Source organism: Streptomyces sp. NPDC050988, from assembly GCF_044456225.1.
GTDB lineage: Bacteria > Actinomycetota > Actinomycetes > Streptomycetales > Streptomycetaceae > Streptomyces.
Window position 1 is genome coordinate 18,467 of the sequence record NZ_JBITFQ010000050.1, and the last position, 20,880, is coordinate 39,346.

23 protein-coding genes are annotated in these 20,880 nt (G+C 70.0%); 7 read left to right on the forward strand and 16 right to left on the reverse strand.

What is annotated here, in order from left to right:
• Positions 1-45: 45 nt before the first annotated feature.
• Positions 46-963 carry a 4-hydroxy-tetrahydrodipicolinate synthase gene (gene dapA, locus ACIBEI_RS48035; RefSeq protein WP_398897704.1) on the forward strand — a complete coding sequence of 306 codons (918 nt, stop codon included), beginning with the start codon at positions 46-48 and terminating at the stop codon, positions 961-963.
• Here dapA and ACIBEI_RS48040 read toward each other — a convergent pair.
• The 8 genes from ACIBEI_RS48040 to ACIBEI_RS48075 form a co-directional block, all read right to left on the reverse strand.
• Positions 960-2,183, reverse strand: a complete 1,224-nt coding sequence (locus ACIBEI_RS48040) for a WD40 repeat domain-containing protein (RefSeq protein WP_398897705.1) — start codon at positions 2,181-2,183, stop codon at positions 960-962. The two genes, dapA and ACIBEI_RS48040, sit on opposite strands and share 4 nt — an antisense overlap.
• Positions 2,180-2,755: a SigE family RNA polymerase sigma factor gene (locus ACIBEI_RS48045; RefSeq protein ID WP_398897707.1), complete on the reverse strand. Its 576-nt coding sequence runs from the start codon at positions 2,753-2,755 to the stop codon at positions 2,180-2,182. Before ACIBEI_RS48045 ends, ACIBEI_RS48040 begins: the two co-directional genes overlap by 4 nt.
• 313 nt (positions 2,756-3,068) lie before the next feature.
• A complete protein-coding gene (gene dapD, locus ACIBEI_RS48050) occupies positions 3,069-4,058 on the reverse strand; it encodes a 2,3,4,5-tetrahydropyridine-2,6-dicarboxylate N-succinyltransferase (RefSeq protein ID WP_398897709.1) in 990 nt (329 codons plus the stop codon).
• 119 nt (positions 4,059-4,177) lie between these two features.
• The gene (locus ACIBEI_RS48055; RefSeq protein WP_398897746.1) at positions 4,178-5,077 is read right to left on the reverse strand and encodes a CU044_5270 family protein; all 900 of its coding nucleotides are present in this window, start codon (positions 5,075-5,077) and stop codon (positions 4,178-4,180) included.
• Between the two features lie 10 nt (positions 5,078-5,087).
• Positions 5,088-5,681 (reverse strand): RNA polymerase sigma factor, encoded by a 594-nt coding sequence (locus tag ACIBEI_RS48060; RefSeq protein ID WP_398897710.1) that lies wholly within the window; start codon positions 5,679-5,681, stop codon positions 5,088-5,090.
• Positions 5,682-5,769: 88 nt separating this feature from the next.
• A complete protein-coding gene (locus tag ACIBEI_RS48065; protein WP_398897712.1) occupies positions 5,770-6,306 on the reverse strand; it encodes a TetR/AcrR family transcriptional regulator in 537 nt (178 codons plus the stop codon).
• Between the two features lie 52 nt (positions 6,307-6,358).
• Positions 6,359-6,679, reverse strand: a complete 321-nt coding sequence (locus ACIBEI_RS48070; RefSeq protein WP_398897713.1) for a DMT family transporter — start codon at positions 6,677-6,679, stop codon at positions 6,359-6,361.
• 66 nt (positions 6,680-6,745) lie between these two features.
• A complete protein-coding gene (locus tag ACIBEI_RS48075; RefSeq protein ID WP_398897714.1) occupies positions 6,746-7,111 on the reverse strand; it encodes a VOC family protein in 366 nt (121 codons plus the stop codon).
• Between the two features lie 161 nt (positions 7,112-7,272).
• Between ACIBEI_RS48075 and ACIBEI_RS48080 the strand changes: the two genes are divergently transcribed.
• Together ACIBEI_RS48080 and ACIBEI_RS48085 are read left to right on the forward strand one after the other, a co-directional pair.
• Positions 7,273-9,024 (forward strand): hypothetical protein, encoded by a 1,752-nt coding sequence (locus tag ACIBEI_RS48080; protein WP_398897716.1) that lies wholly within the window; start codon positions 7,273-7,275, stop codon positions 9,022-9,024.
• Positions 9,025-9,416: 392 nt separating this feature from the next.
• A complete protein-coding gene (locus tag ACIBEI_RS48085) occupies positions 9,417-10,295 on the forward strand; it encodes an AbfB domain-containing protein (protein WP_398897717.1) in 879 nt (292 codons plus the stop codon).
• A 106-nt stretch (positions 10,296-10,401) separates the two neighbouring features.
• Here ACIBEI_RS48085 and ACIBEI_RS48090 read toward each other — a convergent pair whose 3' ends face one another.
• From ACIBEI_RS48090 to ACIBEI_RS48125, 8 genes are all read right to left on the reverse strand, one after another.
• On the reverse strand, positions 10,402-10,734 hold the full coding sequence (locus ACIBEI_RS48090; protein WP_055610947.1) for a metal-sulfur cluster assembly factor: 333 nt from the start codon (positions 10,732-10,734) through the stop codon (positions 10,402-10,404).
• A complete protein-coding gene (gene sufU, locus ACIBEI_RS48095; RefSeq protein WP_055610946.1) occupies positions 10,731-11,198 on the reverse strand; it encodes a Fe-S cluster assembly sulfur transfer protein SufU in 468 nt (155 codons plus the stop codon). The genes ACIBEI_RS48090 and sufU overlap by 4 nt, the downstream gene beginning before the upstream one ends.
• A gap of 15 nt (positions 11,199-11,213) precedes the next feature.
• Positions 11,214-12,470, reverse strand: coding sequence for a cysteine desulfurase (locus ACIBEI_RS48100; RefSeq protein ID WP_398897718.1), 1,257 nt, complete (start codon positions 12,468-12,470; stop codon positions 11,214-11,216).
• Complete coding sequence (gene sufC / locus ACIBEI_RS48105; RefSeq protein WP_189840492.1) at positions 12,467-13,231, reverse strand: Fe-S cluster assembly ATPase SufC; 765 nt, start codon at positions 13,229-13,231, stop codon at positions 12,467-12,469. The genes ACIBEI_RS48100 and sufC overlap by 4 nt, the downstream gene beginning before the upstream one ends.
• Before the next feature lie 7 nt (positions 13,232-13,238).
• Positions 13,239-13,568, reverse strand: coding sequence for a non-heme iron oxygenase ferredoxin subunit (locus ACIBEI_RS48110; RefSeq protein WP_055610943.1), 330 nt, complete (start codon positions 13,566-13,568; stop codon positions 13,239-13,241).
• Positions 13,568-14,752, reverse strand: coding sequence for a Fe-S cluster assembly protein SufD (sufD, locus tag ACIBEI_RS48115; protein ID WP_398897719.1), 1,185 nt, complete (start codon positions 14,750-14,752; stop codon positions 13,568-13,570). The genes ACIBEI_RS48110 and sufD overlap by 1 nt, the downstream gene beginning before the upstream one ends.
• A gap of 83 nt (positions 14,753-14,835) precedes the next feature.
• On the reverse strand, positions 14,836-16,260 hold the full coding sequence (gene sufB / locus ACIBEI_RS48120; protein ID WP_398897721.1) for a Fe-S cluster assembly protein SufB: 1,425 nt from the start codon (positions 16,258-16,260) through the stop codon (positions 14,836-14,838).
• Complete coding sequence (locus ACIBEI_RS48125) at positions 16,257-16,988, reverse strand: helix-turn-helix transcriptional regulator (RefSeq protein WP_398897723.1); 732 nt, start codon at positions 16,986-16,988, stop codon at positions 16,257-16,259. Before ACIBEI_RS48125 ends, sufB begins: the two co-directional genes overlap by 4 nt.
• Before the next feature lie 160 nt (positions 16,989-17,148).
• On the opposite strand from ACIBEI_RS48125, the gene ACIBEI_RS48130 reads away from it, so the two are divergent.
• The 4 genes from ACIBEI_RS48130 to ACIBEI_RS48145 all read left to right on the forward strand — a co-directional run bounded on the left by ACIBEI_RS48130 (position 17,149) and on the right by ACIBEI_RS48145 (position 20,876).
• Positions 17,149-17,988: an aminoglycoside N(3)-acetyltransferase gene (locus ACIBEI_RS48130; RefSeq protein WP_398897725.1), complete on the forward strand. Its 840-nt coding sequence runs from the start codon at positions 17,149-17,151 to the stop codon at positions 17,986-17,988.
• 68 nt (positions 17,989-18,056) lie between these two features.
• On the forward strand, positions 18,057-18,980 hold the full coding sequence (locus tag ACIBEI_RS48135; RefSeq protein ID WP_398897727.1) for an ABC transporter ATP-binding protein: 924 nt from the start codon (positions 18,057-18,059) through the stop codon (positions 18,978-18,980).
• Positions 18,977-19,789 carry an ABC transporter permease gene (locus tag ACIBEI_RS48140; protein WP_398897728.1) on the forward strand — a complete coding sequence of 271 codons (813 nt, stop codon included), beginning with the start codon at positions 18,977-18,979 and terminating at the stop codon, positions 19,787-19,789. The genes ACIBEI_RS48135 and ACIBEI_RS48140 overlap by 4 nt, the downstream gene beginning before the upstream one ends.
• Before the next feature lie 79 nt (positions 19,790-19,868).
• The gene (locus ACIBEI_RS48145; protein WP_398897729.1) at positions 19,869-20,876 is read left to right on the forward strand and encodes a heme A synthase; all 1,008 of its coding nucleotides are present in this window, start codon (positions 19,869-19,871) and stop codon (positions 20,874-20,876) included.
• Positions 20,877-20,880 lie beyond the last annotated feature (4 nt).

Below are 20,880 nucleotides of genomic sequence, written 5' to 3' on the forward strand. Positions count from 1 at the left end.
AAGAATTAAGTGGAGCTTCAGGATGGGTGTGCCGAGACTACCTCCATGACCTCACGACGCATCCCGCCCTTCGGCCGTGCCCTCTGCGCGATGATCACCCCCTTCACCGACGAGGGGCTGCTGGACCTGGACGGTGCGCAGCGGCTGGCCGACCGGCTGGTCTCCGAGGGCTGCGACGGGCTGGTGCTGTCCGGGACGACCGGGGAGTCGCCGACCACGACGGACGCCGAGAAGTCGGCGCTCGTGCGGGCGGTGGCGGAAGCGGTCGGGGACCGGGCCGCGATCGTCGCGGGCATCGGGACAGCCGACACCCGCCACACCACCGAACTCGCCCTGGAGGCCGAAAAGGCGGGCGCGGACGGCCTGTTGGTGGTCACGCCGTACTACAGCAGGCCCCCGCAGGACGCCGTCGAGGCACACTTCCGCGCGATCGCGGACGCTTCCGGCCTGCCGCTCGTGCTGTACGACATCCCGGGCCGCACGGGGACACGCATCGAGCCGGAGACGATGCTGCGACTGGCCGGGCATCCGCGGATCGTGGCGGTGAAGGACTGCGCGTACGACCTGCTCGGCACCCAGAAGGTGCTGGCCGCCACGGAGTTGGCGTACTACACGGGCTGCGACGAGTACGTGCTCGCGATGTACGCGATCGGCGGTGCCGGATACATCAGCACGGTGGCGAATGTGACTCCGCGTCACTTCCGGTCGATCCTGGACGCGTTCGACGGCGGTGACCCGGACGAGGCGGTCCGGCTGCAGCAACTCACCATCCCGCTCACGGAGTTGATGATGGGCTCGGGCCTGCCCGGCTCGGTGACGGCGAAGGCCCTGCTCGGCGCCCTCGGTCTGCCCTCCGGCCCGGTCCGGGCACCGCTGCGGCCCGCCGACCGGGATGCGGTCGACGGGCTGCGGGCGGCGTACGCGGAGCTGACGGCGCACTCCGGCATGGTGGGCGCGAGCTAGCGCGTGCTGAAGATCGGGCTCCACCGGCCGGGGTAGTCGTCACTCGCCTTACGGAAGTCGCTCAGCGGTACGACCTTGTTGGTGCCGACGGTCACCAGCAGCAACTGGTTGCGGAACTCCCCCTTGCCGCTGCACTTCTTGGGGTCGCAGCCCCAGGCGATGAGCCGCTTGTTGTCGGCCCAGGCGAGGAGCTGCTGGGCCGGCAGCTTGGCGACACGCTTCCCGGTCCTCGCGTCGTTGACCGCGACGGCGATGTCCGTGCCATTGCCGGCGAAGTCCCCGCCGGCCAGCTTCCCGTCGGGCGAAATGCCCGCCTCGACGTGGGTGATGCGCTTCTCGTCCGGCGCGGGGACCTCGCCCCCGTCCAGGTCGTAGTACTGGCCATAGGCGTCCGTCATCGAGGAGGAGTAGACCAGCGACCCGTCGTGGCTCCAGTCGAAGTCCTCGCGCGTGTTCGTGTTCGGGAAGCCGAACTCGTCCTTCGGCAGCGGTACCTCGTGCCAGTCGGACTCGCCGGAGGCCACGTCCACGATGCTGAAGCCGGTCCTGCTGGGCACGGGGCCGGGCTCGTTCTTGCCGTTGACACTGATCGGGCGGTCCGCCAGGTAGCGGTCGGGGTTCTTCGCGTATGTGGTCGCGACGAGCCTCTTGCCGTCGGGCGAGAAGGCGACGCCGCCGACTCCGTGGTCCACCGGGATCCAGCGGTCCACCTTGCCGGTGATCAGGTCGAGCAGCCCGATGCGCTTGGCGGGCAGTTCCTGCTCCAGCACGGCGGCGGTGCGCGAACCGGGCGCGACGTCCAGGAAAGCCCACTTCCTGGTCTTCTCGTACTTGCCGGTCTTCTGGTTCAGCAGTCCGTAGGTGGGGGTGCGGATGATGTCCCCGTTGTCCTGCTTGACGCTCGCGGAGACGGAGAACGCGGCGAGCACGGTGTCCCCGGCCGCGATCAGGTCGCGCGGCGGCGACTGGTCGGGGTGCCCGATGATGTCGCTCTTGTTCATCTCACTCGCGGGCCGGACGTCGTCCCCACCGCCGTCCAGCAGCGGGACGGCCACCGCGGCGGCGAGCACGGCGGCGGTGACGACCGCGGTGCCCGCGATCCTCCGGGACCGGCGCCGTCGCCGGACGGCGAGCACCCGGTCTGCGAAGCCGGCAGGCACGGACACGCTGTCCACGGCCGTCTCACGGAGGGTGTCACGCACCAGTTCGTCGACGTTCACGGACGCACCTCCACGGGCGAGTAGTCACGGGACGGCTGCTGCTCGGCGTCGGCCGGGCCCAACGCGGCGAGTTCCGGCGCGAGGGCCCGCAGCTTGGCGAGCGAGCGGTGGGTGGTGGACCGCACGGTCCCCACCGAGCAGCCGAGGATCCGGGCCACGTCGGCCTCCGGCAGGTCCTCGAAGTAACGCAGTACGAGTACGGTCCGCTGCCGGGCGGTCAGCCGCGCCAGCGCTCCGCGCATCACGATCCGCAGGTCGGCCGCGGAGGCGGCGTCCGCCGCGGCCGCCGCGGCCGTGCCGCCCGTCCCCTCGGGCGGTTCGGCGACCGTCAGTTCCCTTCTGCGCCACTTCAGCCGCCATCGGCTCACCTGCTGGCGGTACAGGATCTGCCGTACGTACGCCTCCGGCTCGTCGATGCGCTGCCATCGTCCGGCCGCCTTGACCAGCGCGTTCTGCAGCAGGTCCTCGGCCGCGTGGCGGTCGCCTCCGCTGAGCAGCACGGCGGTCTTCAGCAGCGCCGATGAGCGGTTCTCCACGAACTCCCGGAACCGTTCGTGCCCTTGGGCATCCATCGTCACCTTCTCTTCCCCAGCGGGCTCTCCCCGCTCCCACCCGTATCGACGATCCGGGCGGGCCCCCGCTATGCCTGACGGCACGAGAAATTCTTACGGCCCGGATATGACGTGCGGGCCCGGTGGGAACTGCGCGCTCAACCCCCACCCACCCGCACGTAACGATCCGCGCCGAACACCCACCCACCCCAGGGGCGCGGGGAACTGCGTGACAAGCCCCCACCGGGCCCGTGCCCGACATCCGACCCCAAAGAACCTGGTGCCCTCCCACAGCAAGTGGGAGGGCACCAGGTTCACAGAACAACCGCGGGACTCAGTTGTGACTGTGGAGGACCTCGTTGAGGCCACCCCACACCGCGTTGTTCGGCCGCGCCTCCACCGTCCCGGTGACCGAGTTCCGCCGGAACAGAATGTTGGACGCACCGGACAGCTCACGGGCCTTCACGATCTGCCCGTCCGGCATCGTGACCCGCGTGCCGGCGGTGACGTACAGCCCGGCCTCGACGACGCACTCGTCACCGAGGGCGATCCCGACACCCGCCTCCGCCCCGATCAGGCACCGCTCGCCGATCGTGATGCGGACGTTGCCGCCGCCGGACAGCGTGCCCATGGTGGACGCGCCGCCGCCGATGTCCGAGCCGTCGCCGACCACGACGCCGGCGGAGATGCGGCCCTCGACCATGGACGTGCCGAGCGTGCCGGCGTTGAAGTTCACGAAGCCCTCGTGCATGACCGTGGTGCCCTCGGCGAGGTGCGCGCCGAGGCGGACCCGGTCGGCGTCGGCGATGCGGACGCCCTTCGGCGCCACGTAGTCCGTCATGCGCGGGAACTTGTCGATGGACGTCACGGCGAGGTGGAGGCCCTCGGCGCGGGCGTTCAGCCGGACCTTCTCCACGTCGTCCACGGCGACCGGGCCGAGCGAGGTCCAGGCGACGTTGGCGAGGTGCGCGAACAGGCCGTCGAGGCTCTGCCCGTGCGGCCGCACGAGGCGGTGCGAGAGGAGATGCAGGCGCAGGTACGCGTCGTGCGCGTCGACCGGCTTCTCGTCGAGCGAGGCGATGACCGTGCGGACCGCGACCACTTCGACGCCACGCCGGGCGTCCGGGCCGATCGCCTTCACGGCGCCCTCGCCGAGCAGTTCCGCCGCGCGCTCGGCGGACAGCCGCTCGGAGCCGGAGGGGCCGGGCTCGGCGGCCAGTTCGGGGGCCGGGAACCAGGTGTCGAGGACAGTTCCGTCGGCGGCGAGCGTGGCAAGCCCGGCGGCGACGGCGCCGGTGGTGCGAGTAGCAGTCGTGTCGGTCATGAGGGAAACCTAACCGGCCGGGGCCCACGGGTGCCAACCAGTGCGCCCGGCGTCTCAGGTGCCGGGCGCACCGAGGCCTGTCCGGCGGGGTCGCGCCGGAGGGATCAGGGAGGTCCGGGTCAGGGCCGCTGGTCCTTCTTGTCGACCACCGCCACGGCCAGTCGCACCCCGCTGATGACGGCGTCCCCCTTCTCCCACTCGCCGCCGGCGCTCCGGGCCACCCACCGGTGACCGCTGTAGAGGTAGGTGCCCGGGTCCAGGAGGAGTTCGTCCCGGTTCGCCGTCGGGTCCTCGTTCCTGAGGTAGACCGCGACGGCGTCGCGTCCCGCCGCGTCCTGGACCTGCGCGGCCCGTACGCCGGGGATCGTGGCCAGGGCCCGGTAGACCTTGGCGAGATCCTTGGCCTCGTACGCGTACGCCCGGCTGAGGACCGCGGTGAGGGCCCGGTACTCGTGTTCGGTACGGGTCTCGGTCTTGTCGGTGGCGTAGAAGAACGCGCGTGCCTTCGCCCGTACCTTCTCCGGATCGTCGGGCAGGGCCCTGAGGAACGCGTACTCCTCCCTCGGCGAGTGGTCGTCGCCCGCCTTCCCGTCCTCCATGGACGGGTCGGCGTACTTCATCCAGGTCTCGCTCGTCCCCGGCCGCGATTCGTCCGTGAGGTTCACCTCGCCGGTCTTGAGGTAGATCCACTGGCCGTCGCGGGCGGTGACCGAGGGACCGGCCGCGACCACGTCGGCGGCGTCGTTCAACAGGTCCTTCGCACTGCCCAGTTCCAGGAAGTACGTCGACCGGGCCCCGGGCAGTGTCTCGCTCCCCTCGCCGCCCAGGACCTGGGTGCCGAGCACCGCCGCCAGTGTGATCGCGGCGGCGGCCCCCACCGCGGCGAGCCGCCAGTCGGCGCGCGGTCCCCGGCTCCGGCGACCTCGCGCCGCCTCCGCCAGCAGCGCCTCACGCCCCGGGACGAGCCGTCCGCGCGGGGGCAGGGGTGTCTCGGCCCGCAGTTCGCGAACCGCCGTCATCTCGTCCACGTCAGACCACCTCCGGGGTGTCGGGCAGGAACGCGGGGTCCGCGCCCAGCGCCGTACGCACCTTGCGCCGGGCCCTGTTGAGCCGTGAGCGGACCGTCCCGACCGGGATGTCCAGTGCCTCCGCGACCTCCTGGTAGGTGAGGTCGGCCCAGGCGATGAGCAGCAGTACGTGCCGGTCCCCCGCGGGCAGTGCGGCGAGGGCTCCGGCGAGCGGTGCCTGTGCGGCGACCCGGCTGTCGGTCTCCTCGACCCAGGAGGCGGCGACGGGGTCGTGCCCGGTGCGGGCCAGCGCCTTGAGCGCCCGCACCTCGGCGCGGCGCTGCCTGCCGATGAGGTTGCCCGCGATGCCGTACAGCCAGGGGCGCGCGTTCGGGCGCGTCAGGTCGTAGCGGCCGCGGATGCGGAACGCCGTGAGGAAGGTGTCCGCCGTGATGTCGTCGGCGGCGCCGTCCCCGAGGCGCCGGGTCACATACCGGTGGATGTCGGGCGCGTGCCGGTCGTAGAGCCGGGCGAACAGCTCCGGTTCCTCCAGCGACTGGGCGACGACCTCCGCGTCGTCGTGCACCCCGGCCTCAGGTGCCGGTGGTCCGGTCACAAGTCCTCCCCCTGGTTCGTCGTGCCGAGCCTTTCACCCCTGTTCCCCGCAGGGCCGCGAAAGGTTCACGCTCGACGGACGGGAGGTTTCAGGGGATCACCCGCGCCAGCACCTCGCGCGTGTACTCCTCGTCGTACTCGGCCCCCGTCACCAGCACCTGCAGACAGATCCCGTCCATCACCGCGACGAGGGCCCGGGCGGTGGCGGAGTCCGTGCGGCAGCCGATCCGCTCGGCGAGGTCCTGGCACCACTCGGCGGCGACGGGCCGCAGCACGGGGCGGCGCAGGGCGGCGAGATAGAGCTCGTACTCCAGCTCCACGCTCGCGCGGTCGCCCCCCAGCCACTCGGCGAGGAGACCGGCGAGTTCACCGGCCAGATCGACCCCGGTGTCCTCCAGCGCGCCCCGCGAGGCGACGACCTTCGCGAAGCCCTCGTTCGTCTGGCGCAGCGCGGCGACCATGAGCTCGTCGAGGGTCTTGAAGTGGTACGTCGTCGAGCCCAGCGGCACATCGGCCTCGGCGGCGACCGAGCGGTGGCTGAGCCCGCCGATGCCCTTGTCGGCGACGACACGGATCGCCGCGTCGATGATCCGCTGCCGTCTCTCGGGGTCGTAGCGCCGGACCATCAGCGGGCTCCCGTCGGACGGCGCGAGCCGGCCCCCGCCGGACAGAGCCGCATCAGTGCGCCCCGCCCAGGTTCAGCACCACGACCCCGCCGATGATCAGCACGATCCCGGCGAACTTGGCGGTGTTCATGCCCTCGCCCAGGAACATCATCCCGATCGCGGCGACGGCCGCCGTGCCGATCCCCGCCCAGATCGCGTAGGCCGTGCCGACCGCGACGGTCTTCAGCGTCTGCGCGAGCAGCACGAACGCGACGAGGTATCCGATCGCGGTCACCAGCGAGGGCCACAGCTTGCTGAAGCCCTCGCTGTACTTCATGGCGGTGGTGGCGGCGACCTCTGCGGCGATGGCCCCGGCTAGCAACGCGTATCCCATGTGTACGAGTGTACACATCGATACGTACATCTGTACACAACTCCGCCGCACCCAGTCGGGCCGACCTCAGTCGAGAAGCGTCTTCTTCGGCCGCAGCACACAGAACTCGTTGCCCTCGGGATCGGCGAGGACGACCCAGGTGACGTCCTCACCCTGACCGACGTCCACGCGCCGGGCCCCGAGCGCGAGGAGCCGGTCGACCTCGGCGTCCCGGTCGTCGGGCGCGAGGTCGATGTGCAGCCGGTTCTTGACCGTCTTGCGCTCGCCGACCGGTACGAAGCAGATGCCGGGCAGGGCGCTCGGGCCGGCCCCGATGACGATCTCGTCCTCGGCCTCGAACAGCACGCGCCAGTCGAGGACCTGACACCAGAAACGCGCCAGTGCCGGCAGATCGCGGGCCTCGACGACGACTTGATACCAGGAGACAGCCATACGCCGCAGTCTCCCTCCGGGCCCCGGGGGTCGCCACCGGACCACTGTGCGAATGTGCGCGGCGGACCGTGCTCGTTCGCTCATTTTCCTTATGGCACACGGGAGTTACCGCTGGTTACTGTTCGGCAGCCCGCACCCGCCGTCGTCCCGATGGAGAGACCATGAGCACAGGAATCCCCCGCCCCCGCGGCCGGTGGCTGCGCGCCCTGACCGCCGGAGCGCTCGGCGCGGCCGCGCTCAGCGTGACGTCCTCGGCGGACGGAGCACCGGCCGGCGCGGAGGCCGCGCGCACCGAGACCCCGGTGGCCTCGGCCTCCCCGGTCCCAGGCATCACCGAGACCGTGGTCTCCGTACGGATCCCGCTGCCCGCCTCGGCCGGCAGCCACCCGGAGCGCTGCGACCGGCTGTCGTATCTGCGCTACCGCTCCTCCCAGGGACCGTCGAAGTCCGCCGACGCGGACCGGATCCTGGTCGCCCAGCCCGGCATCCTGGAGGGCGCGGGCGCCTTCGACAGCGTGGCCCGCAACACGGTGAGGGCGGCGGCCGAGAAGGGCGAGCACATCGAGTTCTGGGCCCTGGACCGGCGCTCCAACTGCCTTGAGGACAACGCCGGGATCTCAACGGGCAGCACCGCAAAGGCCGTTGGCTACTACTACGAGGGCGAGAAGGTCGACGGACGCTCCTTCGACGGGTTCCTGACGAGCGATCAGACGGGCTGGCTCGCCGAGGTCGGCCTGGAGCGCACGGTCCGTGACCAGTACGACCTACTGTCCGCCGAGCTGCCCGACCAGAAGCTGCGCAAGGAGAAGGTGATGTGCGGCGGGCACTCCCTCGGCGGTGTCCTCACCGGTGTCTTCGCCACCTGGGACTTCGACGGCAACCCCGCGACGACGGCGGACGCGGGCTTCAACCAGTGCGCGGGCTACTTCGCCCTGGACACGACCATCGCCACCAACCTCGATGACCTGAACGGCAGTTCGGGCACCCTCAACGGCGGCCTGCTGCCCAAGGGAACGGTCCCGGAGACGGGCCTCGGCTACACCGTCGTACAGGCCGGTCTGCGCAGCGGTGTCCTGCCCCGCTTCCTCGCGCTCCCCGCGGTGATCAACCCCGAGATCATGAACGTCCTCGCGATCAGCGGCCTCGCCGCGCGCACCGCACCCGACGCCCGGTCCACGCTCCAGGACGACCTCCCGTCGAACGCCAACATCGAGACGACGTCCCGCACGATGTTCTCCAAGGACGCGGCCGTCTTCCTGTCGGGCAAACCCACGATCCGCGACTTCCGGCTCACCAACGCGGCGGTCCTGGGCGCCTTCATGGACGACAACTCGGCCCCGCTGTCCTTCATCCAGACCAGCGTGGGCCTCTTCGACGGCGGCCGCCTGGTGGACAAGAACTTCCCGGTCTCGAACGACGTCCAGGGCTCACCGGCCCTGTTCGGTACGGAGCTGAAGGCGATCCCGGACCAGCCGGCCGGCCCGCTCTACACCTGGCGGAACTTCGACCGGATCGGCGCGCCGGACGACCCGGTGCACCGCTCGGCCGACGGCACGCCGTTCACGACGGCCGCCAAGGAGGTCTCGGACATCGGGGAGCTGGCCCGCAGCCTCTCCGAACAGCCGCTGGACTTCACCGAGGACTACTTCCCGACGAAGCTGGTCACCGACCTCTCCCTGGTCGACGACGCGCGGATCGCCCGGAACATGGCGCACCCCGGCGGTCTGACCGCGAACCCCACGATCACCTTCGTCGCGGGCGACGGCATCCTCGCGGACCACATCCCCGCGGACAAGAACCCCGTGGTCCTGCCCGGCTACCAGCACCTGGACGTACTCACGGCGGCCCCGGTCCAGAACGGGGGAACCCGCGAACGGATCGCCACCCTCCTGTCGGCCTTCGCGACGCGATAGGCGATCTCTTTCATAACGGGTTGACCCCTGAAAGGAACCTCCGCCTCCGCCCGGAGAGCCGGCGGCCCGGCGCCCGGACTCCCCGTCCCGGGCGCCGGGATCGTCCCTCTCGGGGCCTCTGATCTCGAATCCTTATGTCTTGAACTGCCTCTTCCCTGCCTCCCGGACCCGACGATCACCGTCAACTGGCCGCCGAACCACCGGCGTTCCCGGCGGAAACCGCTCTCAGAAACGTTACGCGGCGACCACAAGTTCTACTAATGTTCCCCTCGTCGCGCACGCGGATCCCCCGGCCACAGCCGTCACGCGTGTCCGCGGCCCACGCCTCCTCTTGTGCCACGACCCACATGACCGATCCGCGTCCGCCTCGGGCGACGCTGGGGGAACCTCGCATGCCTGAAAGAAATCCCGGGTCCGCTCCCGACCCGTCCGCCCGCCCCTCGAAGGTGTGGGAGACCGGCGAAACCCTGGACGAGTCCCGCGTACCCGGAACCCGCAGGCTCTGGCTTGCGGGAGCACTCCTCGTGGCGGTTCTCGCCTCCACCTTCACAGCCGTCGTCGTGCTCGCCGACGACCCGGACACCTCGGCGAAGGAGAAGACGAAGAACAGCACCTCCTCGGCGAACGAGCCGCTCATACCCAGCCCGCCCCCCGCCACGGCGCCCAGCGGGAAGAGCGGCCTCGCCGCCCCCGATTCCTCCAAGGCCGTCGCGGACGGTTCCGCCTCGCCCGAGACCCAGCAGCAGGGCGGCACGAAGCCGGACTCGAGCCCGCGGCCGTCCAAGTCCGCCTCCGCCAAACCTCCCGCGTCCAAGCCCAAGTCCTCGAAGAAGTCCATCCAGGCGGTCAACTACCCCGACCGCTACTGGCGCGTCGCCCACGACTCGGTGCAACTCGACCGGGTGGGTTCCCGCGACTCGTCCCGGCACGGGAACGACTCGTCCCGGAGCAGGGAAGAGGCCACCTTCAAGCTCGTCCCCGGCATCGCCGACTCCAGCTGCGTCTCCTTCTCGCTGGGCGACAACCGCTATCTGCGCCACTCCCAGTTCCGTCTCCGCGCCGACCGCCACGACGGCTCCGAGTACTTCAAGCAGGACGCCACCTTCTGCCCCCGCCCGTCGTCCTACTCCGGCGCCGTCATGCTGGAGTCGTACAACAACCGCGGCCGCTTCCTGCGCCACCGCAACTTCCAGATCCAACTGGACTGGCGCGAGGACAACGACCTCTACCGGGCGGACTCGGCGTTCAGGCTCGTGAAGGGCCTGGGCTGAGCCACGCCCCGGCAGCCGGGGCCGGCCCGACCCCGGCTCCGCCCCGGACGACAGACGAACGCGGCCCCCGGCATCATGCCGGGGGCCGCACGCGTACGACTCGGAATCAGACGTTGAAGCCCAGCGCCCGCAGCTGGTCACGGCCGTCGTCCGTGATCTTGTCGGGGCCCCACGGCGGCATCCACACCCAGTTGATGCGGAGCTCGTTCACGAGGCCGTCCGTGGCGGACTTGGCCTGGTCCTCGATGACGTCGGTGAGCGGACAGGCCGCCGACGTCAGGGTCATGTCGATCGTCGCGATGTTCGCGTCGTCGATGTGGATGCCGTAGATCAGCCCGAGGTTGACGACGTCGATGCCCAGTTCGGGGTCGACGACGTCGTACAGGGCCTCGCGGACTTCTTCCTCGGAGGCCGGTTTCATCTCGATGGTCTCGCTCATGCGGTCTTCCTTTCGGCGTCGGCCTCGCCCAGGGCCTGGGCCGTCGCGTCCTTCCAGGCCATCCAGCTCAGCAACGCGCACTTCACGCGGGCCGGGTACTTGGAGACCCCGGCGAACGCGACCGCGTCCTCGAGGATCTCCTCCATCGCGTCGTCCGGCTCGATACGGCCCTTGGACTGCATCAGCTCCAGGAAGGTCTCCTGGATCTTCTGCGCCGCGGCCAGGTCCTTGCCGACGAGCAGCTCGTTCAGCACGGAGGCCGAGGCCTGGCTGATGGAGCAGCCCTGGCCCTCGTACGAGACGTCGCTGATCTTCGTGCCGTCGTACTTCACGCGCAGCGTGATCTCGTCGCCGCACGTCGGGTTGACGTGGTGCACCTCGGCGTCGCCATCTCGAAGACCGCGCCCGTGGGGGTGCTTGTAGTGGTCCAGGATGACTTCCTGGTACATCGAATCAAGCCTCACGACTCAGCCAGCTCCTCAGCCGAAGAAGTTCCGTACGTGCTCCAGGCCGTCGACCAGAGCGTCGATCTCGGTCGGCGTGGAGTACAGATAGAACGACGCTCGTGTGGTCGCAGGAATTCCGTACCGCAGGCAGACGGGCCGTGCGCAGTGGTGACCCACGCGCACCGCGATGCCCTGCTCGTCGAGAACCTGGCCCACGTCGTGCGGGTGGATGTCGCCCAGCGTGAACGAGATCGCGGCGCCACGGTCCTCGGCCGTCGTCGGGCCGATGATCCGCAGGTCCGGCACCTCGCCGAGCCTCTTCACCGCGTACTCGGTGAGCGCGTGCTCATGGGCGAGGATCTTGTCCATGCCGATCGCGGAGAGATAGTCGATCGCCGCACCCAGACCGACCGCCTGCGCGATCGGCGGGGTGCCCGCCTCGAACTTGTGCGGGGCGGGAGCGTACGTCGACGAGTGCATCGACACGGTCTCGATCATCTCGCCGCCGCCGAGGAACGGAGGCAGGTCCTCAAGGAGCTCCTGACGGCCCCAGAGGACGCCGATGCCGGTCGGGCCGCACATCTTGTGGCCGGTGAAGGCCACGAAGTCGGCCTGCAGCGCCTGTACGTCCATCGGCATGTGCGGGGCGGCCTGCGAGGCGTCGATGCAGACCAGCGCGCCGACCTCCTGGGCGCGGCGCACTATCGCCTCGACCGGGTTGACCGTGCCCAGGATGTTCGACACCAGCACGAAGGAGACGATCTTCGTCTTCTCGGTGATGATCTCGTCGATGTTGGACAGGTCGAGCCGGCCGTCGTCGGTGAGGCCGAACCACTTCAGCTTCGCGCCCGTGCGCTGCGCCAGCAGCTGCCACGGCACGATGTTGGAGTGGTGCTCCATCTCCGTGATGACGATCTCGGTCTCGTGGTCCACGCGGTAGGGCTCGTCGGCCCAGCCGAGCATGTTGGCCACGAGGTTGAGCGACTCGGAGGCGTTCTTCGTGAAGATCACCTCGTCGCGGCTCGGCGCGTTGATGAACGCGGCGACCTTGTCGCGCGAGCCCTCGTACAGCGCCGTGGCCTCCTCCGCGAGCACATGCACACCGCGGTGGACGTTGGCGTTGTAGCGCTCGTAGTACTCGTTCAGGGCGTCCAGTACCTGGCGCGGCTTCTGCGAGGTCGCCGCGTTGTCCAGGTACACGAGCTTCTGACCGTCGTGGACCGTGCGGTCCAGGATGGGGAAGTCCTTGCGGATCGCCTCTGTGTCGAGGAGGCCCGGCAGCAATGTCACGCGGATGCGCCACCCTTCACGTACTTGTCGTAGCCCTCGGCCTCGAGCTGGTCGGCGAGCTCCGCGCCGCCGGACTCGGCGATGCGGCCGTTCGCGAACACGTGCACGTGGTCGGGCTTGATGTAGCGCAGGATGCGCGTGTAGTGCGTGATCAGCAGGGTGCCGACCTCGCCGGACTCGCGGACCCGGTTGACGCCCTCGGAGACGACGCGCAGGGCGTCGACGTCCAGGCCGGAGTCGGTCTCGTCGAGGATCGCGATCTTCGGCTTGAGGAGCTCCAGCTGAAGGATCTCGTGGCGCTTCTTCTCGCCGCCGGAGAAGCCCTCGTTCACGTTGCGCTCGGCGAAGGCCGGGTCCATGTTGAGGCGCTCCATGGCCTCCTTGACCTCCTTCACCCAGGTGCGCAGCTTGGGGGCCTCGCCGCGGATCGCGGTGGCGGACGTACGGAGGAAGTTGGAGACCGAGACGCCGGGGACCTCGACCGGGTACTGCATCGCGAGGAACAGGCCGGCGCGGGCGCGCTCGTCGACGGACATCTCCAGGACGTCCTCGCCGTCGAGGGTGACGGTGCCGCCGGTGATCGTGTACTTGGGGTGGCCCGCGAGCGAGTAGGCGAGCGTCGACTTGCCGGAGCCGTTCGGGCCCATGATGGCGTGCGTCTCGCCCTGCTTCACGGTGAGGTCGACGCCCTTGAGGATCTCCTTCGTGGCGTTGTCGGCCTCGACGGTGACGTGCAGGTCGTGGATTTCAAGCGTTGCCATGGGTTCCTCAGGACTCCTGGGTGAGGGAGACGAGCACGTCGTCCCCTTCGATCTTTACGGGGTATACGGGGACGGGGCGCGTCGCGGGCAGGCCGGACGGTTTGCCGGTGCGGAGGTCGAACGCGGAGCCGTGCAGCCAGCACTCGATCTGACAGTCCTCCACCTCGCCCTCGGAGAGCGAGACGTTCGCGTGCGAGCAGATGTCGTTGATCGCGAACACCTCCCCCTCGGTCTTCACGACCGAGACCGGCGTGCCGTCGAGCTCCACCCTCTTGGGGGTGTCGTCCTCCAGCTCGCCCAGCCCACAGGCGCGTACGAACGTCGACGAGGCAGTCATCAGACGGACGCCTCCAGCTCCTCGTCGATCCTGGCGAGAAGGCGCTCCTGGATGTCGGCGACCCGGATCTGCTGGACCAGTTCGGCGAAGAAGCCGCGGACCACCAGACGGCGGGCCTCGTCGGCCGGGATGCCGCGGGCCATCAGGTAGAAGAGCTGCTCGTCGTCGAAGCGGCCGGTCGCCGAGGCGTGTCCGGCGCCGACGATCTCGCCGGTCTCGATCTCCAGGTTCGGCACGGAGTCGACACGGGCGCCGTCGGTCAGAACCAGGTTCCGGTTCATCTCGTACGTGTCCGTGCCCTCGGCCGTGGCCTCGATGAGGACGTCGCCGATCCACACCGCGTGGGCGCCGTCGCCCTGGAGCGCGCCCTTGTAGGCCACGTTCGACTTGCAGTGCGGGGCGTTGTGGTCGACCAGGAGGCGGTGCTCCTGGTGCTGGCCGGCGTCCGTGAAGTACAGGCCGAACAGCTCGGCCTCGCCGCCGGTGCCCGCGTAGGCGACCCGCGGGTGGAGGCGTACGAGGTCGCCGCCGAAGGTGACCACGAAGGACTTGAAGGTGGCGTCCCGGCCGATCAGCGCGTTGTGCTGGCCGACGTGGACCGCCTTGTCGTCCCAGTCCTGGACGGAGACGACGGTCAGCCTGGCGCCGTCACCGAGGACGTAGTCGACGTTGGCGGCGAGCACGGCGTCACCGGTGTGGTCGATGACGACGACGGCCTCGGCGAAGGCTTCGAGCTCCACGACCTGGTGGCCGTAGGCGACGCCGCCCTCGCCGTGCACGGCGATGCGGATCGGCTCGGTGAGGACCGTCTCCTTGGGGACGGTGATCACACCGGCCTGCTCGAAGGCCGAGTACGCCTGGGCGGCGACGCGGTCCACCGGGGTGCCCGCCCTGCCGAGCCGGGCGTCGTCACGGCCGACGGTCTCTACCCTGACGCCCTCGGGCGCGTCGATGGCGACCTTCACGCCGACGCCGGTCGCGACCGCGGTGCCGTCGTGCAGCCCGCGCAGGCGCTCCAGCGGGGTGAACCGCCACTCCTCCTCGCGGCCGTGGGGGACCGGGAAGTCCGCCACGTCGAAGGACGGGGGCGCGCTCATGCGCGTGGCGACGGTCGACTCGGCGGCCACCGCGATCGATCCGGCGGTGGTGGAGGACCCCACCGTGGAGTTCTGAGCCTCAGCCATGGCTGTCGTAGTGCTCGCTTTCTATTACGATCCTCGGCTCGTCCCTCAAGACGCGCCGCCTGCTGCCTGGACGCAAGGGTGCGTCAGCCGACCGCGCCCTCCATCTGCAGCTCGATCAGCCGGTTGAGCTCAAGGGCGTACTCCATGGGCAGCTCCTTCGCGATGGGCTCGACGAAGCCGCGCACGATCATCGCCATCGCCTCGAACTCGGTCATGCCGCGGCTCATCAGGTAGAAGAGCTGGTCGTCACTGACCTTGGAGACGGTGGCCTCGTGGCCCATGGACACGTCGTCCTCGCGGACGTCCACGTACGGGTACGTGTCGGAGCGGGAGATGGTGTCGACCAGCAGCGCGTCGCAGAGCACGTTCGACTTGGAGCCGTGTGCGCCCTCGCCGATCTCGACGAGACCGCGGTAGGACGTACGGCCGCCACCGCGTGCCACGGACTTCGACACGATGTTGGAGGAGGTGTTCGGCGCCATGTGGACCATCTTGGAGCCGGCGTCCTGGTGCTGGCCCTCGCCCGCGAAGGCGATGGACAGGGTCTCGCCCTTGGCGTGCTCGCCCATCAGGTAGACGGCCGGGTACTTCATGGTGACCTTGGAGCCGATGTTGCCGTCGACCCACTCCATGGTCGCGCCCTCGTAGGCCACGGCGCGCTTGGTGACCAGGTTGTAGACGTTGTTCGACCAGTTCTGGATGGTCGTGTAGCGGCAGCGGGCGCCCTTCTTCACGATGATCTCGACGACCGCGCTGTGCAGAGAGTCGCTCTTGTAGATCGGCGCCGTGCAGCCCTCGACGTAGTGGACGTAGGCGTCCTCGTCGACGATGATCAGCGTCCGCTCGAACTGGCCCATGTTCTCCGTGTTGATACGGAAGTAGGCCTGGAGCGGGATCTCGACGTGCACGCCCTTCGGCACGTAGATGAAGGAGCCGCCGGACCACACCGCGGTGTTCAGCGACGCGAACTTGTTGTCGCCGACCGGGATGACCGTGCCGAAGTACTCCTTGAAGAGCTCCGGGTGCTCCTTCAGCGCGGTGTCGGTGTCCAGGAAGATGACGCCCTGCTCTTCCAGGTCCTCACGGATCTGGTGGTAGACGACCTCGGACTCGTACTGTGCCGCGACACCGGCGACGAGGCGCTGCTTCTCCGCCTCGGGGATGCCGAGCTTGTCGTACGTGTTCTTGATGTCCTCGGGCAGGTCCTCCCAGGACTCCGCCTGCTTCTCCGTGGAGCGCACGAAGTACTTGATGTTGTCGAAGTCGATGCCCGACAGGTCCGAGCCCCAGTTCGGCATGGGCTTCTTCTCGAAGAGGCGCAGGCCCTTGAGGCGGAGCTTGGTCATCCACTCCGGCTCGTTCTTCTTCGCGGAGATGTCCCGGACGACGTCCTCGTTGATGCCGCGCTTGGCAGAGGCACCGGCCACGTCGGAGTCGGCCCAGCCGTATTCGTACGTACCCAGACCCTCGAGCTCGGGGTGGGCAGTCTCCTCAATGGGGAGTGTCATGCGGGGTTCCTCCCGGCGGTACTTGCAGATGCGTCATGGCCGTGAAAATCGTGCTTGGAAATCTTTGGGATGAATGTGGTGCAGACACCGTCGCCGTGGGCGATGGTGGCCAGCCGCTGGACATGCGTGCCGAGCAGCTGGGAGAAGATCTCTGTCTCCGCCTCGCAGAGTTGCGGGAACTGTTCGGCGACATGGGCGACCGGGCAGTGGTGCTGGCAGAGCTGCTCGCCGACCGGTGCGCTGCGCGCCGTAGCAGCGTACCCGTCCGCGCTCAGGGCCTTGGCCAGGGCTTCGGCGCGCTTTTCGGGCGCGGCGGCCTCGACGGCCTTGCGGTACGTCTCGGCCTGGGCCGCCATCCGGGCGCGGGCGAAGGCCACGACGGCCTCGTCCCCGCCCTCGCGCTCGGCGATCCAGCGCAGGGCGTCGGCGGCGAGCTTGTCGTAGGACTGGTCGAAGGCGTCCCGGCCGCAGTCGGTCAGGGCGAACACCTTGGCGGGCCGCCCGCGCGTACGAGCGCCGTAGACCCGCTGCTCGCGGGCCTCCACCACGTCGTCCGAGACGAGCGCGTCCAGGTGCCGTCGCACGGCGGCCGGGGTGAGACCCAGCCGTCCCGCGAGGTCGGTCACGGTCGACGGGCCGTGGTCCAGGATGGACCGCGCGACGCGGTTGCGCGTGGAGCGCTCACCGGTCGCGAGTTCCTCCTGCGGAGCCTCGCCAACGTTTTTCACAACGCCATTGTTGCGTAATTCCTCAGAGACTGACAAGCCGCGTCCACGCCACGAGGGGTGCGGTGCATCACTTAGGTAAACCTAATCTGACCTGCGGGAATGATCTTTGATCGATCAATTCGGTGGCAGGGCTCGGGCTTGTCGGGGAGACTCCCCAACCATGCCGACACCCCCTCCGACCGGCCCTCTCGTCACCCGCGCCACCCTCGCGGCGGACCTGCGCGCGCTCGGCGTACGCCCCGGCGAGATCGTGCTCGCGCACTCGTCGCTCCGCTCCCTCGGATGGGTCAACGGTGGCCCGGTCGCCGTCGTCGAGGGACTGCTCGACGCGCTCGGTCCGGACGGCACACTCGTGGTCCCCACCCAGTCCGGCGGCCTCTCCGACCCGGCCCTGTGGACCAGCCCGCCCGTCCCCGAGACGTGGTGGGAGACCATCCGCGCCACGATGCCGGGATACGACCCGCTCGTTACGCCCACACGAGGGGTGGGCGTGGTCCCGGAGACCGTACGCACCTGGCCGGGCGCCCTGCGCAGCGCGCACCCGCAGACCTCGTTCGCGGCGATCGGGCCGCGCGCGGCGAAGATCGTCGAGGACCACGCCCCGGACTGCCGCCTCGGCGAGCTCAGCCCGCTGGCCCGCCTGGAGGCCATGGACGCCCGCGTCCTGCTGCTCGGCGCGGGCTACGACTCCTGCACCGGCTTCCACCTCGCCGAATACCGGATCCCCTCCCCGCGTGTCGAGGTGGGACGGCCGGTCCGTACGCCCGAAGGATCCCGCTGGGAGGTCGTGACGGAGGTCTCGATCAGCTCGGAGCGGTTCGACGAACTGGGCGCCGACTTCGAACGGGACCGTCCCGTCGTACGGGGTCCGGTGGGCGCGGCGGACACCCGGCTGTTCCCCTTGGCCGACGCGGTGGCGTACGCGGAGCGGTGGCTGGAGACACACCGTTCGCGCGAGGAGTGGGTCACCGATGACGCGCCCGCCTCACGCCGCTCGTGACTCGACCCGCCCTCCGTGCCCCGCTCGGCCGTCCCTAGACTTGGCACTCATGCGAAGTGAGGCCGCCCATGCGTAGTGAGACCGTCGTCCAGGTCGATGGCCTGGTGAAGCGGTACGGCAGGAAAACCGCGGTGGACGGCCTGGATCTGGTGGCCCGGGCGGGCATCACCGCCGTCCTCGGGCCGAACGGCGCCGGCAAGACGACCACCGTCGAGACCTGCGAGGGGTACCGCAGGCCGGACTCGGGGACCGTCCGGGTGCTGGGCCTCGACCCGGTGCGCGAGGCCTCCGCGCTGCGCCCCCGCATCGGCGTGATGCTCCAGTCCGGCGGTGTCTACTCCGGTGCCCGCGCCGACGAGATGCTCCGCCACGTGGCCAGGCTGCACGCACACCCGCTGGACGTGGACACGCTCATGGAGCGCCTGGGCCTCGGCAGCTGCGGCCGCACGACGTACCGGCGGCTCTCCGGCGGCCAGCAGCAGCGCCTCGCGCTCGCCATGGCCGTGGTCGGCCGCCCCGAACTGGTCTTCCTGGACGAGCCGACCGCGGGTCTCGACCCGCAGGCCCGCCGGGCCACCTGGGACCTCGTACGCGATCTGCGCGCCGACGGCGCCTCGGTCGTTCTCACCACGCACTACATGGACGAGGCCGAGCAACTGGCCGACGACGTGGCGATCATCGACGCGGGCCGGGTCATGGCGAAGGGCACCCCCGAGGAGCTGTGCCGCGGCGGCGCCGAGAACACCCTGCGCTTCTCCGGCCGCCCCGGCCTCGACGTGGCCTCCCTCCTCAAGGCCCTCCCGGCGGACTGCACGGCGGCCGAGCTGACGCCGGGCTCGTACCGCGTGGGCGGCAAGGTCGACCCACAGCTGCTCGCGACCGTCACCACCTGGTGCGCCCAGCACGGGGTGATGCCGGAGAAGATCTCGGTCGAGCGGCACACCCTGGAGGACGTCTTCTTGGAGCTCACCGGTAAGGAGCTGCGCGGATGACCGCGGGAACGGACGCCCGGACCACCGGCGAGGGCCCAGGTGAAGGCACGGGCATGTACGCGCCGCGGCCGGGAGCCGCCCCGCTCCCCCGCATGATCGCGGCGCAGGCGGCGCTGGAGACGAGGATGCTGCTGCGCAACGGCGAGCAGCTGCTCCTGACGGTGATCATCCCGACGCTGCTGCTGGTGCTGTTCAGCGCGGTGGACATCGTCGACACGGGCGAGGGAAAGGCGGTCGACTTCCTCGCGCCCGGCATTCTCGCGCTCGCCGTGATGTCGACGGCGTTCACGGGCCAGGCGATCGCCACGGGCTTCGAGCGGCGGTACGGCGTGCTGAAGCGGCTCGCCGCCTCGCCGCTGCCCCGCTGGGGGCTGATGACGGCCAAGACCCTCTCCGTCCTGGTCACCGAGGTCCTCCAGGTGCTCCTCGTGACGGTGATCGCCCTGGCGCTCGGCTGGTCACCGGAGGGCAACCCGCTCCCCGTGCTGCTGCTCCTGCTCCTGGGTACGGCGGCCTTCTCGGGCCTCGGTCTGCTGATGGCGGGCACGCTGAAGGCGGAGGCCACGCTGGCCGCCGCGAACCTGGTCTTCCTGCTGCTGCTCGTGGGCGGCGGGGTCATCGTCCCGCTGGACAAGTTCCCGGACGCGGCCCAGGACCTGCTGGGCCTGCTGCCGATCTCGGCGCTGTCGGAGGGCCTGCGGGACGTGCTCCAGCACGGGGCCGGGATGCCCTGGGGGAACCTCGGGATCCTCGCCGTTTGGGCGGTCGTGGGCCTCGCCGCCGCCGGGAAGTTCTTCCGCTGGGAGTGAGCGGGCGATGGCTCGGGCGATGGGTGGCGGCCGACGAGGGGAGGGGGCTCGTGAAAGCGTGCACAAGCGGACCCCTACGATGGAGCCCGTGCCGAACGTGACCCGAGCCGATGCCGCCCAAGCCGTGCGCAACCCGCTCGCCTTCATCGCCGAACGCTGGACCCCGTCGCCCAGGACGGTCCAGCGCGCCGCCCTCGCCGCGCTCGTCATGGCGGTACTGATCGTGGTGACCGGAGGCGCGGTCCGGCTGACCGGCTCGGGCCTCGGCTGCCCGACCTGGCCCAAGTGCACCGACGACTCGCTCACCACCACGAGCGCGATGGGCGTGCACGGCGTCATCGAGTTCGGCAATCGCATGCTGACGTACGTCCTGTGTGCCGCGGTCGGCTGGGCGATCATCGCCGCGCGCTCGCAGAAGCCCCACCGGCGCAGCCTCACCCGGCTCGGCTGGGCGCAGTTCTGGGTCGTCATGGGCAACGCGGTCCTCGGCGGCGTGGTCGTCCTGGTGGGCCTCAACCCGTACACGGTCGCCGCCCACTTCCTGCTCTCCACCGCCCTGATCGCCGTCGCCACGGTGATGTGGCAGCGCACCCGCGAGGGCGACGACGCCCCGCGCCCGCTGGTCGGCAGGCCGGTGCAGCAGATGGCGTGGATCCTCGTCGCCGCCACCGTCCTGCTGATCGCGGTGGGTACGGTCGTCACCGGCGCGGGCCCACACGCGGGCGACTCCAGCGAGGTCGAGCGCATCCCGCTGAACTGGGAGAACGTCACCAAGCTGCATGCCGTACTGGCCTGGATCGTGGTGACGCTGACCTTCGCCCTGTGGTTCGTCCTGAGGGCCGTCGACGCGCCCAAGGGGCCCCTGCACCGCACCCGCGACCTCTTCCTGGTGCTCCTCGCCCAGGGCGGCATCGGGTACGTCCAGTACTTCACCGACCTTCCGGAGGTCCTGGTCGGCCTCCACATGTTCGGCTCCTGCCTGGTGTGGATCGCCACGCTCCGCGTCCTGCTGGCACTGCGGGAACGGCCGGAGGTCGTGGCGGACCTGCCCGCCCAGTCGACGCAGTCGTCGCTCACGCGCGCGTGAGGGA

What these genes read in the sequence shown, in the direction of transcription:
- sufC (WP_189840492.1), bottom strand. Translation starts at nt 13,231, where the DNA reads ATGGCAACGCTTGAAATCCACGACCTGCACGTCACCGTCGAGGCCGAC.
- dapA (WP_398897704.1), top strand. Translation starts at nt 46, where the DNA reads ATGACCTCACGACGCATCCCGCCCTTCGGCCGTGCCCTCTGCGCGATG.
- sufB (WP_398897721.1), bottom strand. Translation starts at nt 16,260, where the DNA reads ATGACACTCCCCATTGAGGAGACTGCCCACCCCGAGCTCGAGGGTCTG.
- ACIBEI_RS48135 (WP_398897727.1), top strand. Translation starts at nt 18,057, where the DNA reads ATGCGTAGTGAGACCGTCGTCCAGGTCGATGGCCTGGTGAAGCGGTAC.
- ACIBEI_RS48075 (WP_398897714.1), bottom strand. Translation starts at nt 7,111, where the DNA reads ATGGCTGTCTCCTGGTATCAAGTCGTCGTCGAGGCCCGCGATCTGCCG.
- ACIBEI_RS48065 (WP_398897712.1), bottom strand. Translation starts at nt 6,306, where the DNA reads ATGGTCCGGCGCTACGACCCCGAGAGACGGCAGCGGATCATCGACGCG.
- ACIBEI_RS48045 (WP_398897707.1), bottom strand. Translation starts at nt 2,755, where the DNA reads ATGGATGCCCAAGGGCACGAACGGTTCCGGGAGTTCGTGGAGAACCGC.
- ACIBEI_RS48090 (WP_055610947.1), bottom strand. Translation starts at nt 10,734, where the DNA reads ATGAGCGAGACCATCGAGATGAAACCGGCCTCCGAGGAAGAAGTCCGC.
- ACIBEI_RS48055 (WP_398897746.1), bottom strand. Translation starts at nt 5,077, where the DNA reads ATGACGGCGGTTCGCGAACTGCGGGCCGAGACACCCCTGCCCCCGCGC.
- ACIBEI_RS48110 (WP_055610943.1), bottom strand. Translation starts at nt 13,568, where the DNA reads ATGACTGCCTCGTCGACGTTCGTACGCGCCTGTGGGCTGGGCGAGCTG.
- ACIBEI_RS48130 (WP_398897725.1), top strand. Translation starts at nt 17,149, where the DNA reads ATGCCGACACCCCCTCCGACCGGCCCTCTCGTCACCCGCGCCACCCTC.
- ACIBEI_RS48070 (WP_398897713.1), bottom strand. Translation starts at nt 6,679, where the DNA reads ATGGGATACGCGTTGCTAGCCGGGGCCATCGCCGCAGAGGTCGCCGCC.
- ACIBEI_RS48080 (WP_398897716.1), top strand. Translation starts at nt 7,273, where the DNA reads ATGAGCACAGGAATCCCCCGCCCCCGCGGCCGGTGGCTGCGCGCCCTG.
- ACIBEI_RS48140 (WP_398897728.1), top strand. Translation starts at nt 18,977, where the DNA reads ATGACCGCGGGAACGGACGCCCGGACCACCGGCGAGGGCCCAGGTGAA.
- ACIBEI_RS48145 (WP_398897729.1), top strand. Translation starts at nt 19,869, where the DNA reads ATGGAGCCCGTGCCGAACGTGACCCGAGCCGATGCCGCCCAAGCCGTG.
- ACIBEI_RS48085 (WP_398897717.1), top strand. Translation starts at nt 9,417, where the DNA reads ATGCCTGAAAGAAATCCCGGGTCCGCTCCCGACCCGTCCGCCCGCCCC.
- dapD (WP_398897709.1), bottom strand. Translation starts at nt 4,058, where the DNA reads ATGACCGACACGACTGCTACTCGCACCACCGGCGCCGTCGCCGCCGGG.
- sufD (WP_398897719.1), bottom strand. Translation starts at nt 14,752, where the DNA reads ATGGCTGAGGCTCAGAACTCCACGGTGGGGTCCTCCACCACCGCCGGA.